Source organism: Gordonia bronchialis DSM 43247 (assembly GCF_000024785.1).
GTDB lineage: Bacteria > Actinomycetota > Actinomycetes > Mycobacteriales > Mycobacteriaceae > Gordonia > Gordonia bronchialis.
Window position 1 is genome coordinate 5,029,224 of record NC_013441.1, and the last position, 18,230, is coordinate 5,047,453.

General features: G+C 62.3%; 14 protein-coding genes, 2 pseudogenes and 1 other annotated feature. Of the genes and pseudogenes, 8 read left to right on the forward strand and 8 right to left on the reverse strand.

From position 1 onward, the window contains the following. Positions 1 to 352: 352 nt before the first annotated feature. Positions 353 to 1,729: an IS1380-like element ISGbr1 family transposase gene (locus GBRO_RS23310; protein ID WP_012832711.1), complete on the forward strand. Its 1,377-nt coding sequence runs from the start codon at positions 353 to 355 to the stop codon at positions 1,727 to 1,729. Between the two features lie 163 nt (positions 1,730 to 1,892). Then, a pseudogene (locus tag GBRO_RS23315) lies at positions 1,893 to 3,408 on the forward strand (IS1634 family transposase). Positions 3,409 to 3,450: 42 nt separating this feature from the next. On the opposite strand, the gene GBRO_RS23320 reads toward GBRO_RS23315, so the two are convergent. Continuing rightward, a protein-coding gene (locus tag GBRO_RS23320; RefSeq protein WP_085948627.1) for an IS3 family transposase occupies positions 3,451 to 4,703 on the reverse strand; the annotation gives its coding sequence in 2 pieces (ribosomal slippage) (positions 3,451 to 4,409 and positions 4,409 to 4,703; 1,254 coding nt in all). After that, positions 4,288 to 4,419, reverse strand: a sequence feature (AL1L pseudoknot). It overlaps the preceding gene by 132 nt. A 345-nt stretch (positions 4,704 to 5,048) precedes the next feature. Here GBRO_RS23320 and GBRO_RS23330 point away from each other — a divergent pair. Continuing rightward, a pseudogene (locus GBRO_RS23330) lies at positions 5,049 to 6,443 on the forward strand (IS1380 family transposase). 472 nt (positions 6,444 to 6,915) lie between these two features. On the opposite strand, the gene GBRO_RS25590 reads toward GBRO_RS23330, so the two are convergent. Then, positions 6,916 to 8,760, reverse strand: a complete 1,845-nt coding sequence (locus GBRO_RS25590) for a CHAT domain-containing protein (protein ID WP_012836299.1) — start codon at positions 8,758 to 8,760, stop codon at positions 6,916 to 6,918. 269 nt (positions 8,761 to 9,029) lie between these two features. On the opposite strand from GBRO_RS25590, the gene GBRO_RS23335 reads away from it, so the two are divergent. The 4 genes from GBRO_RS23335 to GBRO_RS23350 all read left to right on the forward strand — a co-directional run bounded on the left by GBRO_RS23335 (position 9,030) and on the right by GBRO_RS23350 (position 10,993). Beyond that, positions 9,030 to 9,302 (forward strand): hypothetical protein, encoded by a 273-nt coding sequence (locus tag GBRO_RS23335; RefSeq protein WP_012836300.1) that lies wholly within the window; start codon positions 9,030 to 9,032, stop codon positions 9,300 to 9,302. 183 nt (positions 9,303 to 9,485) lie between these two features. Continuing rightward, the gene (locus GBRO_RS23340) at positions 9,486 to 9,905 is read left to right on the forward strand and encodes a hypothetical protein (RefSeq protein WP_041920066.1); all 420 of its coding nucleotides are present in this window, start codon (positions 9,486 to 9,488) and stop codon (positions 9,903 to 9,905) included. 312 nt (positions 9,906 to 10,217) lie between these two features. Further along, the gene (locus GBRO_RS23345) at positions 10,218 to 10,505 is read left to right on the forward strand and encodes a hypothetical protein (RefSeq protein ID WP_041920067.1); all 288 of its coding nucleotides are present in this window, start codon (positions 10,218 to 10,220) and stop codon (positions 10,503 to 10,505) included. Then, positions 10,478 to 10,993: a hypothetical protein gene (locus GBRO_RS23350; protein WP_012836303.1), complete on the forward strand. Its 516-nt coding sequence runs from the start codon at positions 10,478 to 10,480 to the stop codon at positions 10,991 to 10,993. The genes GBRO_RS23345 and GBRO_RS23350 overlap by 28 nt, the downstream gene beginning before the upstream one ends. A 439-nt stretch (positions 10,994 to 11,432) precedes the next feature. Here the strand turns inward: GBRO_RS23350 and GBRO_RS26125 are convergent, their stop codons facing one another. Beyond that, complete coding sequence (locus tag GBRO_RS26125; protein WP_012836304.1) at positions 11,433 to 11,630, reverse strand: hypothetical protein; 198 nt, start codon at positions 11,628 to 11,630, stop codon at positions 11,433 to 11,435. 87 nt (positions 11,631 to 11,717) lie between these two features. Here GBRO_RS26125 and GBRO_RS23360 point away from each other — a divergent pair. Then, positions 11,718 to 12,862, forward strand: a protein-coding gene (locus tag GBRO_RS23360; protein WP_370452936.1) for an IS3 family transposase whose coding sequence is annotated in 2 segments (ribosomal slippage) — positions 11,718 to 11,985 and positions 11,985 to 12,862 — 1,146 coding nt in all. Because the reading frame shifts where the segments join, the coding sequence is not laid out codon by codon here. Positions 12,863 to 12,903: 41 nt separating this feature from the next. On the opposite strand, the gene GBRO_RS24870 is transcribed toward GBRO_RS23360, so the two are convergent. From GBRO_RS24870 to GBRO_RS23385, 5 genes are read right to left on the reverse strand one after another with little or no spacing between them, the layout of a single operon-like run. Further along, positions 12,904 to 13,848, reverse strand: coding sequence for a hypothetical protein (locus tag GBRO_RS24870; RefSeq protein WP_012836307.1), 945 nt, complete (start codon positions 13,846 to 13,848; stop codon positions 12,904 to 12,906). Next, positions 13,832 to 14,944, reverse strand: a complete 1,113-nt coding sequence (locus GBRO_RS23370) for a hypothetical protein (RefSeq protein ID WP_012836308.1) — start codon at positions 14,942 to 14,944, stop codon at positions 13,832 to 13,834. Before GBRO_RS23370 ends, GBRO_RS24870 begins: the two co-directional genes overlap by 17 nt. Then, positions 14,941 to 16,662 (reverse strand): hypothetical protein, encoded by a 1,722-nt coding sequence (locus tag GBRO_RS23375; RefSeq protein WP_012836309.1) that lies wholly within the window; start codon positions 16,660 to 16,662, stop codon positions 14,941 to 14,943. The genes GBRO_RS23370 and GBRO_RS23375 overlap by 4 nt, the downstream gene beginning before the upstream one ends. Next, positions 16,635 to 17,165, reverse strand: coding sequence for a TniQ family protein (locus GBRO_RS23380; RefSeq protein ID WP_012836310.1), 531 nt, complete (start codon positions 17,163 to 17,165; stop codon positions 16,635 to 16,637). Before GBRO_RS23380 ends, GBRO_RS23375 begins: the two co-directional genes overlap by 28 nt. Then, positions 17,162 to 18,226 carry an AAA family ATPase gene (locus tag GBRO_RS23385; RefSeq protein WP_012836311.1) on the reverse strand — a complete coding sequence of 355 codons (1,065 nt, stop codon included), beginning with the start codon at positions 18,224 to 18,226 and terminating at the stop codon, positions 17,162 to 17,164. The genes GBRO_RS23380 and GBRO_RS23385 overlap by 4 nt, the downstream gene beginning before the upstream one ends. Between the last annotated feature and the right edge of the window lie 4 nt (positions 18,227 to 18,230).

The window sequence follows — 18,230 nt, forward strand, 5'->3', positions numbered from 1 at the left end:
AGGCTAGGGCAGACTCTGATGAGAAGATGCAAAGTGGGATGCGAACTGTAGGCTCCATCTCCTTCTGTCAGTCTCAAACTCTCCAACCAGCGGGTTTCCAATTTCTGTCAGTTCAGCTTTCCAGCTAGGGGTGTCAGAAACCTGACTTAGCTCATTTTCGTCTGTTTCGCGGTTTGCGGGGCTGTGACCTGGGGTGTTGGGTTCGGAGGTGGACACTAACCGGCGGTGCTTAGCCTCGATCCACCGATTTGCTTGTGATCGGTCGGTGAGGGATAAACGAAATGCCCTGTCTGAGTGACAGAATGGGACTTCTCTAGGGTTCCATCCACACACACAGGAGGGCATGTCGTAGATGCGATTGTCTCACACTCACCCGGTCCGGTCTGCATCCTGTGACGATCCGAATCTCCTCGCCGCTGCGGGGGTGGTGCCGGTGATGGCGCTGGCCGAACGCGCCAGCCTGTCGGAGTTGGCCCGCGAGCATCTGAGCGTGCCCACCGACAAGGGCGCCCATCCGGATCGGAAAATGTTTTCCCTGGTGGCGGGGATGGTGGCGGGCGCCGACAGCATCGACGACATGGCCGTGTTGCGACACGGCGCGATGGGCAAGGTGTTCGACCATCCTTACGCCCCGTCGACGTTGGGATCGTTTCTTCGCGAGTTCCGGTTCGGGCATGTCCGCCAAGCCGATGCGATCGCCACCCGGCTGTTGGCGGGACTGGCTCGCCATACTCCGGTGCTGGCGGGGATCGACGGGCCGGTGATGATCGATATCGACGACTCGATCATCGAGGTCCACGGCCCGGCCAAGCAGGGCGTCGGATTCGGCTACACCCGAGTGCGTGGGCTGAACTCGGCGATCACCACCCTCACCTGTGGTGACGGTGCGCCGGTGATCGCCGCTCAACGCCTGCGCAAAGGGGCGTGTAACTCCGCGCGCGGGGCGCATCGGTTGATCGCCGACACCCTGGCCACCGTGCGGCGGCTACGGTCGTCCGATGCGTCGGGACCGATACTGCTGCGAGCGGATTCAGCGTTCTACGGCCATCGCGCGATCACCACCGCGCTCCGGGCCGGTGCGCAGGTGTCGGTCACCGTGCGTCAGGATTCCCACGTCCGAGCAGCGATCAGCGAGATACCGGCAGATGCATGGACGCCGATCGAGTACACCGACGCCGTCTTCGACGAAGACAGCGGCCAGTGGGTCTCGCGGGCCGAGGTCGCCGAAGTACCGTTCACCGCGTTCACCTCCAAAGCCAAGCGCCTGCAGGTATCCGGACGGCTGGTGGTGCGCCGTATCCCTGACTTCGCAGCCGAGGGAGACGGCTTGTTCGACGTGTGGCGGTTTCATGCGTTCTTCACCACCAGCGACCTGGACACCGTGACCGCCGACAAGACTCACCGCGGTCATGCGATCATCGAGCAAGTCCACGCCGACCTCAAAGCCTCCGCATTGGCGCATCTGCCCTCGGGAAAGTTCTGCGCGAACGCCGCATGGCTGGTGTGTGCGGTCATCGCGTTCAACCTGACCCGCGCCGCAGCCTGTCTCGGTGGACAGCGTCTGGCGAAGGCGACTACCTCCACCATCCGACGCACCCTGATCTGCATACCCGCTCGAATCGCGTCCTCAGCGCGGCGCATCACGATGCATCTACCCGCCCGATGGCCGTGGGAACGCGAGTGGAACCTGTTGTTCAACAACACGATCAAACGACAACACTCAGCCTGACCCCTAACCATCGGCCAGAACCGGCCCCGACACGAAACCCAGTGAAACACGCCGACACCAGAGATCGGCGACTCACCCACGCCCACCGCCACCCCGAACATACACAACACATTTCACGAGACATCAAAAAGCCGATCGGTGGATCGAGGCTTAGGCTGGTCATGTGGCGTTCGTGCGGACGGTGAAGACGAAGTCGGGGGCAACGGCTGTCCAGATTGTGTACTCGAATCGTGGTGGGGCGCGCAGGATCGAGCACATCGGATCTGGTCATGACGAACAGGAGGTCGCCGCGTTGAAAGCGGCGGCTGCTGCGCGGCTGTCGCAGGGGCAGCAGCAACTGGACCTGGGGATCGCCGCCGTCGATGGGGCTGGGCCACTACCGATCACCAGTTCGCGGATGGCGGTGCTGGTCGATGCGTTGCTGAGAATCTATGACGAACTCGGATTCACCGAGAAGACATACGGCGACAACGTGTTTCGTGATCTCGTACTGGCCAGGATCATCGAGCCGACGAGCAAACTCGATTCGCTGCGGGTCCTGGATGAAGCGGGAGTGAATGCACCGTCGTATGCGACGGTCACCCGCCACCTGCGCATGTTTGCCGAGCCGCGGTGGCAGCGTGAGCTGTCGCGGGCATGCGCCGAGCACGCCCGCCTCGGGCCGGCGACGCTGTGTTTGTATGACGTGACGACCCTGTACTTCGAGACCGACAAGGCCGACGGGTTTCGCGAACCGGGGTTCTCCAAGGAACGGCGCCTGGAACCGCAGATCACGGTCGGGTTGTTGACCGACGCGTCGGGGTTTCCGTTGATGATGGAAGCGTTCGAAGGAAACCGGGCCGAGACATTGACGATGATGCCGACGCTGACCGCCTTCATGACCGCCCACAAGCTCACCGATGTGACCGTGGTGGCCGATGCCGGCATGATCTCGACGGACAATATGAAAGCCATCGAGGATGCCGATCTGACGTTCATTCTGGGGGAGAAGATCCCGACGGTCCCCTATCTGATCAGCAAGTGGCACAAAGACAATCCCGGATCGACACCGCCGGACGGGTTGACCTTGACCCAACGCAAACCGGCGAACTCGAAGACCAGCTACCGCAGGGACCGGGTGGTGTACTACCGCTACAGTGCTGATCGTGCCCGACGCAGCCTGCGGGGCATCACCGAGCAGTTGGAGAGGGCGGAAAAAGGCTGTGGCAGGCAAGATCCCGGTCAAACGTAACCGGTTCGTCACCCTGACCGGCGCGGACAAGAGTGTCAACACTGCGTTGGCTAAGAAGGCCAAGACCCTCGCGGGATGGAAGGCGTATGCGACGAACATCGACTCTCCAACACCGGATTTCGTGATCGGCTCGTACCACCAGCTGTGGCGCATCGAGAAGAGCTTCCGCATGTCGAAATCTGATCTGGCCGCCCGCCCGATCTTCCACCACCTCGAGGGATCGATCCGGGCGCACCTGACGATCGTGTTCGCCGCACTCGCGATCACCCGGATCGTCGAAGCCCGCACCGGATGGTCGATCAAGAAGTTCGTCACCACCGCACGCCGCTACCGCACCATCGAGATCCAAGCCGCCGGTCAGACCGTCACCGCCGCAGATCCGCTCCCCGACGACCTGGCTCAGGCTCTGCGCGACCTCGCCCCAGACGTGGACACTAATTTGAGCTAAGTCAGGAATAGTGAACCGTCCTGGATCGGATAGAGACCTGGTTCAGGCCACCTCCGCCACGGAGGCGACGCTGTCACGATAGCGCGTCTCGTACTCGACGGGTGAGCAGTAGCCCAGGGAGGAGTGCAGCCTCTCGGCGTTGAACCAGTGCACGTAGGCGGCGGTCTCTCGTTCGACCTCGCCGCGGTCCTTCCAGGCGCGGCCGGTGTCGATCAGTTCGGTCTTGTACAAGCCGATCGCCGACTCCATGAGCGCGTTGTCGAGCGCATCGCCGACCGATCCTATGGATCCGGTGATGTTGGCCTCGGTCAGCGCAGCGGTGAATGCCAACGATGTGTACTGACTGCCCGCATCGCTGTGATGAACCAAACCGGTTGCGGTGAAGTCGAATCCGGATCGGCGGCGGGCGAACAACGCTTGCTCGACAACACTCGTCACCAACGGTGTGTGCTTGCTCGCCATGACTCGCCACCCGAGGATGCGTCGCGAAAACACATCCACGAGGAACGCGACGTAGACAAACCCCGCCAATGTCCACACATACGTGAAGTCGGCCACCCACCACTGATCCGGATGTGTCGGTGTATCCCATTGTCGTTCAACATGATCAGGGAATCGTGGCGCCCTATCGTCTCGGTGGGTCGTGGTGGTGCGATGGCTGCCGCGTACAGCACCGGAGATGCCGCAGATCCCCATCAGCCGGCCGACCTGATCACGACCCATCACGTGACCGGCGCGCCACATCGTGTGATACATCTTGCGCACCCCGTACACACCGCGGTTCTTCTCGAACTGCTGGTAGACGGCATGAGCGGCGTAGGCCTCCTCGAGCATCGCTGCCGAGACCAGGCCACGCTGCTTGTGGGCATAGTAGGTGGATGGGGCAATCTGCATTCCGTACTCGGTGAGTACCCGGCAGATCGGATCGACCCCGAACCTGTCCCTGTGATCGTCGATGTACTCGACGATCAACGAAGTCGGCGGTCGATCTCCGCCGCGGCGAAAAACGCCGACGCCGTCTTCAAAATCTCATTGGCTCTGCGCAATTCGGAATTCTCACGACGCAGCTCACGCACCTGAGCATCCAACTCCCCACTGGTCGTACTCACCCCCGAGGAGACCACCGGCGTGTCCTTCTCGATCCAGTTACGCAGCGTCGCCTGATTGATATCGAGCATCTCGGCGACATGCCGGCGCGCCGCCGACTTCGACCCGCCCACCTCGCCGAGCCGATCCTGATACATCCGCACGGCACGCTCACGCGTCTCCTGGTCAAACTTCCGTGGTGCTCCCATGACAGCATTCTCCTGGTGAGATCACGGTCTCCACCAGACCCAGGACGGTTCAATAGTCCCACCACACGCGGGGAACCTACTCCTTCCGCGGCCGAGGGGTAAGACCTAGAAATCGCACAGCTACTCTACGGACATGACAGCGGAGAGCCCGGTGCTGGCCTCTGCCGCACCCAACTCCCGTGCATCTGTAGAGGAAGCAAACTAGGTGAGAAAACCCAGGAGCGAATGCAAACTAGCCTCGGGCTTTCACGCTTTTTCGTGTCGTGAATGAAGAATGGTGCCCTGACCTGGGATGATTGAACTTGCGAAGGTATCAATCGGACCAGATCGAGGAGCACCATTCAGGTGAGTAAGTCTACGTCGCCCTACCCCATGCTGTCTGCAGATGGCACCGGAACCGGGGTGGTGTCGCACGCCGGCGCCACGGTGGTCCTGCGGGCCGCGGAGAAAACGGGTCTGACCAGCCGATTGTCCGAAGCGTTGGTGCCGTGGCGTAAACCCCTTGCGACCCATGACCCGGGCAAGATCATCGCTGATCTGGCCGTGGCCGTCGCGATCGGTGGCGACTGTTTGGCTGACATCAACCAGTTGCGCGCCGACCCGGCGGTGTTCGGTCAGGTCGCCTCTGACCCCACGGTGTCACGACTGATCTCGACGTTGGCTGATGATGCGCCGGCGGCACTGTCGGCGATCACGACTGCCCGCGCTGGCGCGCGGGCAGCGTGCTGGTCGGCAGCCGGTACCGCTGCTCCCGATCATGACGTCGACGTCGATGATCCGATGATCCTCGACCTCGACGCCACCTTGGTCACTGCGCATTAAGAGAAAGAGGAGGCGGCACCAACCTACAAGCGGGGGTTCGGGTTTCACCCGTTGTGCGCGTTTGTCGATCACGGCAGCGAGGGCACCGGCGAACCCCTGGCGATCGAGTTGCGACCGGGTAATGCTGGTGCAAACACAGCTGCCGATCACATCGCGGTCACCGCCGCCGCACTCGAGCAGCTACCGCAGGTGCACGGGTATCGGGTCGGTAAGTCGGTGCTGGTGCGTACCGACTCAGCCGGCGGCACCCACGAATTCCTCGACTACCTCACCCGCCGGCGCCTGGCCTACTCGGTGGGGTTCGGACTGACCGAGACGACCGCGGCCGCTATCGACCGCATCAGCCCCGAGGCGTGGACGCCGGCCTACGACGCTGACGGCGTGCAACGCGACGGGGCATGGGTGGCCGAGTTGACCGGGCTGATCGACCTGGCGGGCTGGCCTGCCGGGATGCGGGTGATCGTCCGCAAGGAGCGCCCGCATCCCGGTGCGCAGTTACGGTTCACCGACCACGATGGGTTGCGGCTCACCGCATTTGCCACCAACACCAGCCGTGGTCAACTCGCCACACTCGAGCTACGTCACCGGCGTCGGGCACGCTGCGAAGATCGTATCCGCACGGCCAAAGACTGTGGCCTGACGAACCTTCCGTTGCACGGATTCGACGCCAACCGCATCTGGTGTGCCATCGTGATGCTCGCCTGCGACTTGATCGCCTGGACCCAGATGCTCGCGTTCACCGATCACCCCGCCCGCCGGTGGGCACCCAAACGACTGCGCCATCGCCTGTTCGCGATCGCCGCCAAGATCACCCGCCACGCGCGGCGAACCCGGTTGAAACTCGCTGCCCACGCACCCCACGTCGACCTCCTGCTCGACGGAATAGCCAGACTCGCAGCGCTTCCCGCGCCGGCCTGACCACCAGGCCCGATCCGATCATCGATCCAGAAAGGATGCTTCACCTCGGGACCGTGAACCCCGACGCCCACCGACGCCTCGGGCAACACGCCACGGTCCACACCCGGAATTCAGTCCTCAGACCACTCATCCGGGCCACTCAACAAGGGACCGCCACCTCACGAAAGATTGAGGCTAGGGCAGACTCTGATGAGAAGATGCAAAGTGGGATGCGAACTGTAGGCTCCATCTCCTTCTGTCAGTCTCAAACTCTCCAACCAGCGGGTTTCCAATTTCTGTCAGTTCAGCTTTCCAGCTAGGGGTGTCAGAAACCTCGTCTGATGATCTTCGTTCCAACGAGCAGCAACAGCTTGATCTGGTCTGGGCGTGCTGGCCGAGCCGGGCACGTTTCCTCCACTTCGTTGCGGATGGCGGTGTAATAGAACTACCTCGACAGGGTGTTCACCGAACTCGGGTTCGCGCAGGCAAGTTGTCAATCGAAATTCGTCGAAGGAGGAACGAGGCGGGCCCGCGACTGTAGTGATAATGAACAGTACCTCGATTTATCTCGCAGCATCAGACTCGAGTACGACGACTCCAAAGTATGATCAGCTGCGATCGATTCAATAATTTGGCGCAAGGCTTCGGAACCCAGCCTCCTTCGAATTGACCACAGAGTAGACAAGATACTGCGCGCACCTGCATATGCGAAACCGTTCGAGATAGCCGCACCAGGCAGTCTAAAATTTGTACTTCCCGACTGGCACGCGATGATGATAACGTCAGAATCTGGCAACAATCGCAAACTCGCACTCATTCCAGGCGTCAGGAAGCATTCGCGCTGATTTCTATCAATCCCTAAGAAGAGTCCACTCTTCCTGTAGTCGTGCTCGTCGTTCAAGCCATGGCAAAAGAATGCCACGGAGCGCGCTTCGGTCGTATCGGACATAATTTTCTTATGAACTAATTCATCGCCTGGGACGAGCGAGTTGAACAAGACAATACGCCAACCAGATCGCTCCGCAACTTCACATACAAGCCTGCTTTCATCCATGCTGCTATCTGCAAATAGGACTCGGAACGTTTCTGGAGGTCCGTGAGTTGATGACCTACTATTGGGGTAGGGGTTCAGTACTGCCGTCTGCTCAGACAAGTTTCCGTAGGAGAGCCAGGGGAAACGAGCGGCGTAACCGACAGGATTGATACGCGATTCGCCCGATTCGTGGATCTCCCTAGTGATTAACTTCAACGCAGAAGCCATTTTCTTGCGCAATTCTTCGTGACGAGCATCCGAGTCAGAAATAGCCGCGTCTAAGAATCTTTCAACTAGTTCTCTGTCGACCGATACGGCTACATACTTTCGGGTTAGGCCGTTCAGAGCAACGATATTCGTGAAGTCTGAGATTATATGCCATACATTCCCAAAGGTCTCGCCACTAAGTTGGTGGACTTGCCCCCAGGTATTCAGAGACAAACAAGCTGCGGAGACCCTATCCGCAAGATCGTCATTCGACGCGGCGCGCCTGAGAACATTAGGTGCTTCTATTCCAAATATTCCGATAAAACTGGCCTGCTCGTCAGAGAAAGGTGCCCCTAATCGTGCAGATTTAAGCACTACCTTCTCCAGGAGATCTAGTCGTTGCTCGTTTGAGCTAGCACTGCGAATCCGGCTCATAAACACATCCGCTACCACACGAGGGTCACCGAGTCCCTGAAACACTTCGTCGGGGAGTTCGAGTCGCGGTCCACCGAGGGAACCGGATAGAGATTCACAATTCGCACGGATCCACTCATAAAGGTCGTGCCGATCATCGGGAGCGCATCTTTCGAGTTCCGCTAGGTCAACGTAGATTTGATAAACTTTGCTTATCAACTTCTCCCTAGATGCTTGCCAGCCAGAATCAACCAGGCAAGCTGGGTTCGAAAATAGATATGCCTCGGCCTGCGTTACGAGTGTCCGTAATTCTAGTTCGAGGGTATGGATCTCCGCCGATTCCCGCATTTCCTTCTGGACGGTTGAGGTTAACCAATCGGACAACTCGGTCAGGCGCAAATAGCATTTGTTGTGTAGTCCGCAAACATCAGTACGCAGCACCTCAGTTACATAAGGTTCAAAATCAGTCCCCCAGATCCAGAGACCAGAGTAGGCGCGAGCTAGGGCACGAGTAAGTAGTAAGGCATCCTCCAAGACCAGTTGCCCTTCATACCAGGCCGATTCGCCGCTTCGAATCGCGGCAAATATGCGTTCTAAAGCGTGCTGCGGCTCCGCCAAAGATCGCCGCGTATCACTGAGTTCTTTCTGAGCGAGGGTTAGCTCATCTAAGATTGTTGAATTCACTTATCTCCACTGTAATCGGATCGGGTATCGTCGGACTGGTTCTGATTCTTTCTGAGCAGCAGCGTAGTGCATGTCCCCAAGATACACATGAGACGGTAAAGTGCCTCGTTCGATAGAGCGACCTTCGCTGAGCGATCTCGATTCGACCGGGCAGCCTTCACCCACGGCGCCGGGTTCAATGGAGCGGCTTTCGCTGGGATTCCCGGTTTGACGACGCTCGGTTCACCGGCAACGCTGAGCTCACTGAAGCCACGTTCATGGAGACCACGATGTTTCACTGGGCAAAGTTCACCGGCGTCGTCGCGTTCGACACGGCGAGGTTCATCGGCCCCGCCTGGTTCGACAAAGCGATGTTCCGAGCGCTGGATTGGAGCGGTACGCGGTGGTCGACGGTCGGGTTGTCGACAGAAGAATTGGTCGCAGAGCAAGTCGTTCTGACCGGTGCGGTGTTCGAGTCGCAGATGCGCCTCGCTCTTGCGGCCGGGTCGGTGACGGCGCAGCGGCTGCAGGCGGTGGAGCGGCTGGCGCGATTGTGGATCTGACGGATGCCGATCTGGCGGAGGGGTCGTTGATCGAGGCCGTGCCGGTCGCAGTGCCCGATGTCCCGGACAGCCGACGTGCGGGTTTCGTTCCCGGGGGCGAGACGCGGGTGCCAACCCGGCCACCGTGGACGCTGGCACCACTTTGCGGCCGGCGGGATGCCTGTGCACGCGTGGCTCAGGCACGTGCTGGCATTGTTACGCCTCGACCGCACACTCACGACGGCACTCACCCCGGGCCGCCGCGCTGCGATCGGCTCTCTGCATCGTGCACATGTGGCCGGGGTGACGCTGTCCGGGATGGACCTGTGGGAATGCGCACTCACCTCGGTCGACGGCCTCGATGAGCTTGTGATCGCCGGAGACTCCGGACTGACCAGCAACCGGGGCGCACGCGACGAGACGCGCACGTGGCACGCGCACGGCCGCACGTGGTGGCGCGTGGATCGTCGCGTGATCCGAGACGAACTGACCGTTCGGGCCACCTCGCCAACACCCTATGCGCGAACCGAGGAACCCGCTAACTCCTCCTCGGTGACGAGGAGTGCCGACACCGTCGCCTCGCACCGTCTCGGCCACCTACCGGTCCCTACGCAAAGCGCTTGAGGGCTCCAAGGATGAGCCGGGCGCCGCCGACTTCTACCACGGCGAAATGGACGCGGCGCCTCGCATCCGCGCCGATGTCGGTGGAGCGGTGGCTACTCACCGCGTACTGGCTGATTTCCGGATACGGACTACGGGCGTGGCGGGCGCTGGCAACACTTGATAGTGGTCATCGCTGTCGTCGGCTGGTGCTTCACCAACGACGCGTGGGCGCAGATTTAATCGACCAGCACCCCGACAGCGGTCAACCTCGATACCAGTGCCGTCACCTCGTCCGCACCACCATCGACCGGTCTCTCGGCGCAGCGGGCGTGGTTGTTCTCCGCGCAGGAAACGATCGCCTTGTTCCGGCCCGTCGGCACCTCCGATGTCACCTTCACCGGTGTCGGTGTCGGTGTCGGTGTCGGTGTCGTCATCGACATCATCGTGCGGGTCCTCGGGCCAGTGCTGCTCGCGTTGGCGGTGTTCGCAATCCGCAATCGCACCAAACGCTGGCGCGTTGATATCAACGCGCTGCGTATGCGCACTCTGGGCGAGCAGAGGCGAAACGCTGCGCGGATGGATACGCTGTCGCCATGCAGAGCAGCGGCAGTGGCAATCTGATCGCGGAACGCTCGTACGAGCGCCTCACCGAAAACCACCTACGTCGTCTGGCCCTGATTGCCCGCCGCGATCGTGCCTGGTTCTTCGATCAATACGGTTACGCCGACGTCGCGGCAGGGTTCCTGCTCACCGCCCTCGTCCAGGGTGGCGCCCAGCACTACCTCGGCGGCGGCAACGGGGTCAAGGACCTTGATGTGTGCAGCTACTTCGCTAAACCGCCTGGCGGCCCGAGCCTCATCAGGCGTCGACCGAAGAAGTACGATTTCGGGCCGTCGGAACTGGGCGTCCACCCCGCAGACTCGGGCTACCGGGGCCGGCATGTCGACTGTCTTCTCCGGATCGTCGACACCCAGGGGGACATCGGCGACCCCGTCGCCACGATCAGGGGACACATCCGGGAACGCGGCAGATCCGACACGGGTGAACGTGCCGTCGTGGCCCTCGACCCACCTGAATTGTTCGCAACCGCCGTGTGGCCGCTGCCGTAACGCGGGCCTGTGACGGCGCGGTCGACGTGTATTGACCCCGGGCATCGCTGTTTAGTCCGATTGTGGGTGTCAGTCAGTACACCTCGACGCAAAAGGCCGATATGGCCGGTGAGTCGATCCGACCGGCACCAGATAGCAGAGCGATCAACTCTCCCAGCGTGAGCCCGGACAACTCGGGGCAGTAGCCCTCCACCAAGTAAGACGAAGCCACCGCCGTGACCCCCGCACCACGTAGATCGGAACGCCGGATAGCGACAGAGAATCGATGTCACGGAGGATCGTTCATTCCGACTCCTCGAGTTCCACGGCGAGTTGAGTCTTCGCGCGCAGCCGACTAAGAAGTGTGTCCGACGGGGCCGCGCTGGTCGGTTTGGGCGATGCCGCCATGCGGGGGGTGAGTACAGCTACCGTGCATCCAAAATTGCGTGGACAACCATCGCTACTCGATGACATAGAACTCCGCCTGGAAAATCAGATCCAAAATGGTGCAGGTCCGCAGCCGGCCGGTCTGCCGGAACCGTATGGTCACGTCTGTGTCGTCGCGGCAGGTGATTTCCGCGTCGCCGTCGTCGCAGTGCACTTTGCTGCCGGTTGCGAGCAGTAGGGTTCCGGCGTCGGGGTGGGTTATTGCGGTCACGCCAGTGGCGTGTCCCCAGTGAACCGGCCCGGGTGGTTTTAGAGTCCTGATTGCCCTGATGAGGGCAGAGAAGGGACGATGAAGAACATGGCAGGACGGAAGCGTCACTCGGCGGAGGACATCGTGCGCAAACTGCGCCGGGCCGACGAGTTGGCCGCGGAAGGCAAGACCGGTGAGGAGATCGCCGCCGACCTCGAGGTGTCGGCAGCGACCTTGTACAACTGGCGCCGCCAGTACGGCGGCATGGACGGCGACGCCGCGAAGGAACTCAAAGAACTACGCGAGCAGAACAACCGACTCAAGCGGCTGCTCGCCGATGCCGAGTTGGAGAAAGACGCGCTGCGGGAGATAGCCAAGGGAAAATTCTGAGCCCAACCGCCAAACGCGCCGCCATCGACATGCTCACAGACGTCAAGAACATGTCAGAACGCATGGCGTGCAGGGTAGTTGGGCTGTCCCGTTCCGCGTATCGTCGGCTGCCGCAAGCACACACCCCGGCCGATCCGAACGCCGCACTGCGCGAGCAGCTGCGTGGTTATGCCCGCAAAAATCCACGGCACGGGTTCCGGCGGGCGTGGGCACACCTGCGCTTCGACGACGGCATCGAGATCAACAAGAAGAAGGTGCACCGGTTGTGGAAGGAGGAAGGACTGCAGGTCCGGCGCGCGCCACGCCGGAAACGGGCCGGCCAGTCATCGGTCCCGATCGTTGTCGCGGACGCACCGAAGGTGGTGTGGGCATTGGACTTTCAATTCGATTCCACCATCGACGGCAAGAAGGTCAAGATCGCGTCGATGGTCGACGAACACACCCGCATGTCGCTGCTGAACATCGTGGACCGGTCCATCCCGGCCGAGCGGTTGATCGAGGAGTTGGAGAAGGTCTTCGCGATCTGGGGTGGCCCACCGATGGTGCTGCGCATGGATAACGGTCCTGAGTTCATCTCCGAGGCCCTACAAGCGTTCTGCGCAGGGTCGGTGGGGATCTCCTACATTCCGCCCGGCACGCCGTGGAACAACGGGTTCATCGAGTCGTTCAACAACCGGTTGCGCGATGAGTGTTTGAACCGCAATTGCTGGCCCACCCTGCTGGAGGCCCGCGTGGTCATCGAGGACTTCAAGGACGACCACAACCACCGACACCGGCACTCGGCGCTGGGCTACCAAACCCCGACCGAGTACGCTGCCCGATGCACCCACCAACATCACCCCGTGGGCTGCGAGATCGACTGACGATCACAACAAGGAACCGGCTCTAGAACTACCTGGACCGGTTACTGGGGACCTGCCAATTCGGCCACTGGGTCCGGTCCGGTGTCGCCGTACTGGAGTGCGCGATTGGCGGCGGCTCGTGCCGCGCTTGCGGAGAGTCCTCGCGCACTGTTGTCTTCGCGTGGCATGATGTTGCCCCATTGATCGATCCCGGGGATGAGCGGCTGGGACCGGCCCGCGAGTGCCTGTCTGACGCCCGCTGGCGTGAGTTCTTCGCAGTCCGGAAAGGTATCCATCGGGCCGTTGTCGTCGGCTCGTGCTACGACCGTCGCCCATCGTGCGATGACTCGATACAACCCGTTGGGGTCATCATGATCGAGGGGTACGGTGATGTCGTGATCGACGAGTTCGATTGTGTTCTCGGTGATTCGAATGCCGTCGGTGCGCAGGTTCGCGATCACTGAGGTGGGGACCACCAGTATTTCGGTCAGCCACAGCAGTAGCGCATCGCGACGGCCTCGGAGCATCGCTGAGCCGGTGGTGGGCTGGTTCGCGATTGCACGGCGCGCCAGGTCGACATCCCGGAACCGTCGGGAGAGCATGGCGCGCAGCATGATGCTCCGTCCGGGTGGCGGGAACCCATTGGCCCGGTGTACGGCGTTGATGGCCGACACTGCGCCGCGGCGCGTGTGTTCGGAGGGGTTCTCAAACTTGAGGAATTCCGCCACCACGGCTGGGGTGGTCGGCAGGTACTCGTGGTCGAATGCGCAGGCCCAGTCGACGAAGTACGCCCACTCGTTGGTGTATCGCGGCGGCACGATGGTGCGGGGTCGGCGATGCTGGTCCTGTCGCTGGGGCCCGCTGGGGCTGCTGTCCTGGTGGAGAGGATCGTTGTCGAGAACCAGCCATGCGGCGAGGATCGTGCGCGTGTATTCATCGATGATCAGGAACTGTCGTGCGGGGCCGTCTGCTGTCTGGACGGGTCGGTCGTCAGCGTGTATGTACATGGTCGTCCTCTGTGTCGTGGGGGTGATCGAATCGGTGGAGAGCGTCGACGTTCAGTGACGCGATGCCGAGGTTCTTGGCGGTCTGACGGATGTCGTGTCCGGCGTCTATGGCGTCGGCGAGATAGCCGGCGCGCAGGCTGCGGACGCCATATCCGGTCTGGTCAATGTCGGGATAGGCGGCCGCGAGTCGTCGGCGAACTGCCCGAGTCGCGGTGTACTCGGTGAGGTGTCGTTCGCGGAAGCGTCCCGTGGTGCCACCGGGAAAGCAGGGGCTGTCGACGGTGAGACCGTGGATGGCGGGTCTGCGCTTGCAGACGTGCCAGCGCTGCTCGTGGCCGCGGGCGAGCAGTCTGATGACTCCGTGTCGCTGTCGTGTCGCGTGGGTGTCGAGGACTTCGAGCCAGCGCACCCACGCGCACGGGGCGCAGAGGTGGACGTCGGTGTGGTGGCAGATGGCGATGGGGGCTTGCTTGGTCTGCGAGCGCATTCGGTCGACGCGTATCCACCACTGTTGCCGGGCGCGGTGGACCTCGGCGATCTGTAGTTGGACACTTTCACGGCCGGTGAGTCCACTCATGGCCGGCAGCAGAATCAGCGCGGTGTCGCGTCGCTCCATCGCGCGTTCTTCCCATGTTGCGGCGTTGGTGCGTGCTGTCACGATCATGTGTTTGAGGTGATCGGCTCGGAGTGGTCGCACGGAAGGTTCCGGCTCTGCGTCGGTGGGGTATTGACGGTCGATCTCGTTGAGTGCGTCCTGGATTCGGTGGTCGGCCCAGATCGGGATGGTCGGCGCACCGGTTGTCGGATCAGGGGAGGTACGGTCCATACGGCGGTGTGCGTAGATGATCGCCGCGTAGTCGCCGCGGACGGTGCTCCGCGCGCGTCTCGGCACGCCGGTGGTCGGATCGATGTCGGTGCGTGCCCAGAGGTATCGGATGACGGTGGTCGAGGTGGCGGGTGCCGCGGCAACGTCGTGGCTGCTGCACCAGTCGATGAAGTACGACCATCTCCCCGTGTAGCTGAGGCGAGTTCTTGGGGTCTTGCAGTCGGCGAACAGTGCCGTGGGATCGGGAAGGGGTGTCCGGTAGTCGGTCATGCGGGCCTCTCCTGGGGAACAATCTGGGTAGGGGCGTGCGCACGGGGCTCCCACAGGTCGAGATCGATGGTGGAGCCGAAGGTATGGACGAGGTGGCCTTGCAGTTCGCTGCCCACCGCGCCCAAGGTCCACTGCTGATGGGTGACTTGGTAGAGGCCGGCGATCGCCACGTCGAGGGAGGGTCCGTGGACGAGTGTTCCGGTGCGTTGGTGGGCGATGATGTCGGTCAGAATGTGATCGAGGTGGCCGCCGGTGGTGAATGCGTCAAGTACCTGTTGAGTGGTGTGGTCGCGGCTGGACTGGCGCAGCGTGTCGGTCCGGCTCGGCGAGGTCCACCCGGGCAGGCTTCTTTCGAGATCGGGGGTTGGTGATCGCCAGCCGTCGTCGTAGTCGAAGGTGGGGGCCCACTGGATCGGTTCGTCGATCCTGTGGCGCAGGAGAAGGCTTTCGGCTTTGTGGCGGAGAAACTCGTGGAGGGCTCCCGCTTCCAACGCCAGGAAGTGCTTGTACGCGACGCGGATCTCTCCCGCCGGTAGTGATTGGTGAGTTCGGAACCGGGCGTCGCTGCCGGTGAGTAGTTCAAAGAGTGCATGTCCCAGAAACATTCGGCGGCGGTCGGTGGCGACGAGGTCGGCGTCGCGGCAGGCTTGGCGCCAGCCGCGGCCCGGGTCGATGAGCTTGCGGAAGATCCATCGGCGGCGTGCGTAGTCGATCGGGGGTGGGGAGTCGTCGAGGCATTCGCGGAGAGCATCGAGCACCAACGCGGTTTCGGCGAACATGTCGTTGTCGATCAGGCGTGCCATCACCGATTGGGGGGTGCGGGCGAAGGTTGAGGGGAGCGCCATCTGCAGGGCGATCGGGCCCCAGCGTGTGTATGTGCCGATTCGCGCGAGCATCATTGCTGCGACCGTGGGGAATGCTCCGGTGTCTTTGTGGGTGCTCTGCGGTAGGGCGGCGATGACGTTGGGCCACAGGCGTTGCGGGATGTGGCGAGCGGTCAGTCCGGTGAGTGCGATGTGCGGCCAGGTGGGAAGGGCGATGGTCGACGGTAGGGGCCTACGGGGGATGCGGTTGTGGAGACGGAAGGTGAGTTGGTCGCTGGGGGTCAGGTCCTGGCCTGCGAGGTCGATGGCATCGATGAGACCCGCGCGGTGACGCGTCTGCAGTCTCGGTGTGTCCGAACGCCAGTCGGCCGCGCCGTCGGTCATGTCCTCCCGCGGGGTTTTCGAGAGGGCGAGGTCGGCGTAGCGGGCCATCTCGTGTGCAGCGCGGGCCTGGGTGGGCGCAGCCAGGCAGTCGACGGCCATCGTCGCGGCCTCCCCGAAGCGGGCTGCGCACGCCACGGTGGCGGCGAGGACCGATTGGGCCGGGGCGTCGCCGGGTGGTGGGGTGACCCCGGTGGTGATGCGCCGCGGTGTGCCCAGGTTGTGGGTGACCGCATCAGTGGTGTCGACGCGTAGCAGCACCATGCGCCGCACCAGTTGTGACAGCGCGCACAGCGTTTCGATGCGCGGGACGTCGATTCCGCAGACATGCGTGGTGGCCGAGGATGGTCGGCCTGGCGAACCGATGACCCCATCGATCCATGCCTGGGTCGCAAGCAGTGGATGTCCGGTACCCAGTCGGGTGGGTTCGGCGTCACGAAGGTCGAACCCACAAACTTCACGGCTTGTCGCGCCGCCGCTGCGGATCACGTTCTGACAGAGCCATGGCACCATTCGGTGGGTCCGCCGGTTCTCTCCGAGCGGGGAACGTGAGCGCACCGGGGACATCGATCAACCAGGACGGCCTGGTGTTCGTGGCAGACGAACGTCCACTGCAAGTGCCATGACACTGGAGTGACACGGGGCCTCTCGGTCAGGCAGGCGGGGCAGAAGCGGGCACCGCTGTCGCGGGTGAACAGTGTCCATTGCGCGGTGGCGCTGCGTGATCGCTTGTAGCTGGACGGTGCGACCCCGACGTCTCGGTAGCAGCCGAGCGTCGCGGCCCTGATCTGGTCGATGTCGAGGTCGCACGCATCGGCCAGGTGGGCCATGGTGGTGACGTCGGGATTCAGCAGGGCGTGTGTGGTGCGTTCCGAGGTGATGTCGAGCCGGCGCAGCATCACAGCAACGCTGACGTGGTAGTCGATCGCCATGGATTCGATCAGGCTCTCGAAGGTTTGGCCGGGGTCGAGTCGTGCCGCGAACGGGAGCCGGCGCACCGGTTCGTGCCCGGTCATGCGGCGATGTTCTTTCCCGCAGTGTTTTCCCAGTAGGACTGGGCGATGTAGTCCAGCGGCACCAGTCGCAGGATCTCCTCGGTGATCCGTTCGGATTTGGTGGCGATGGCATAGCTCGCGGCGCGCGTGATCAGGTGATTGAGAGACACCAAATAACCTTGTGTCCGATCGTGAATCAACTGGGCGTGTGAGACGAGGTCGGTGGGTTCGTGCGCGGCGAGGACCAGTTGTTGTTCGTAGGCGGCCAGCAGGTCCTTCCACGCCCGTTTCCCCTCGCGTCCTTTGTTCGTGTATGCAGCGAGATTCACCGGCGTCCACCGGCGTCCGTTCTGAGAACTGGTGGTGTTGAAGGCTTTACCGTCGGTGTACAGGCCGCGGCTGGCGAGGTCGACTCCGGTGATGACGAGCGCAACACCGAGGTCGTTGGAAACGCCCTTGATGAAGTTCGACACGGCCAGACCGTCCCTCGAGGTGGGGTCGACGAAATGCATGTCGTCGACGGCGATGATGCGGGTATCGGTGCGGTCGACATAGTCGATCAGCATCTCGTACAGTTCGTTGCGGCGAAGGGAGTCGGTGTCGACTTGTGCGCCGCCGTAGAACCTGAGCAGGGTCGCGACAACCGGTTTGAGTCCCGCTTTTGCACTCATACCGACGCGGCACACCGGGATCCGGTCATGTCCCCGATCGGTGCGCTCCCCGTACTTGCGCAGTTCTCGTCGCTCGAATTCTCGGAGGTATTCGTTGACGGTGGTGGTTTTCCCGACGCCGGCGTCCGCGTCGATGACGACTGACGGTTTGACTCTGTCGGAGTCCACCCGTAGGCCGGTGTCGAGGACCATGGTCATCAGAGCGTGTGCCTGGACCAGCTGGGGGGTTCGGATGACACCGAAGTTCGCGTGGAAGTCCAGTCGTCTGTCGTCGTAGTCCTCTCGCGCCTCATGGGTCAGCCGATTCAGCTCGCGCACGGTCAGTACGTCCGGGCGGGCTCTGCGTTCGGACGTCACGAACGCTCGCCAGCCCTCGCGGCGGGTCAGGTCCCATCGACCGGTGTGAATCATGCTC

Coding starts and splice junctions, on each gene's coding strand:
- GBRO_RS23310 (WP_012832711.1), top strand. CDS start 353: ATGCGATTGTCTCACACTCACCCGGTCCGGTCTGCATCCTGTGACGAT.
- GBRO_RS23335 (WP_012836300.1), top strand. CDS start 9,030: ATGTTTCACTGGGCAAAGTTCACCGGCGTCGTCGCGTTCGACACGGCG.
- GBRO_RS23350 (WP_012836303.1), top strand. CDS start 10,478: ATGCAGAGCAGCGGCAGTGGCAATCTGATCGCGGAACGCTCGTACGAG.
- GBRO_RS24870 (WP_012836307.1), bottom strand. CDS start 13,848: ATGTACATACACGCTGACGACCGACCCGTCCAGACAGCAGACGGCCCC.
- GBRO_RS23370 (WP_012836308.1), bottom strand. CDS start 14,944: ATGACCGACTACCGGACACCCCTTCCCGATCCCACGGCACTGTTCGCC.
- GBRO_RS23375 (WP_012836309.1), bottom strand. CDS start 16,662: ATGGTGCCATGGCTCTGTCAGAACGTGATCCGCAGCGGCGGCGCGACA.
- GBRO_RS23380 (WP_012836310.1), bottom strand. CDS start 17,165: ATGACCGGGCACGAACCGGTGCGCCGGCTCCCGTTCGCGGCACGACTC.
- GBRO_RS23385 (WP_012836311.1), bottom strand. CDS start 18,226: ATGATTCACACCGGTCGATGGGACCTGACCCGCCGCGAGGGCTGGCGA.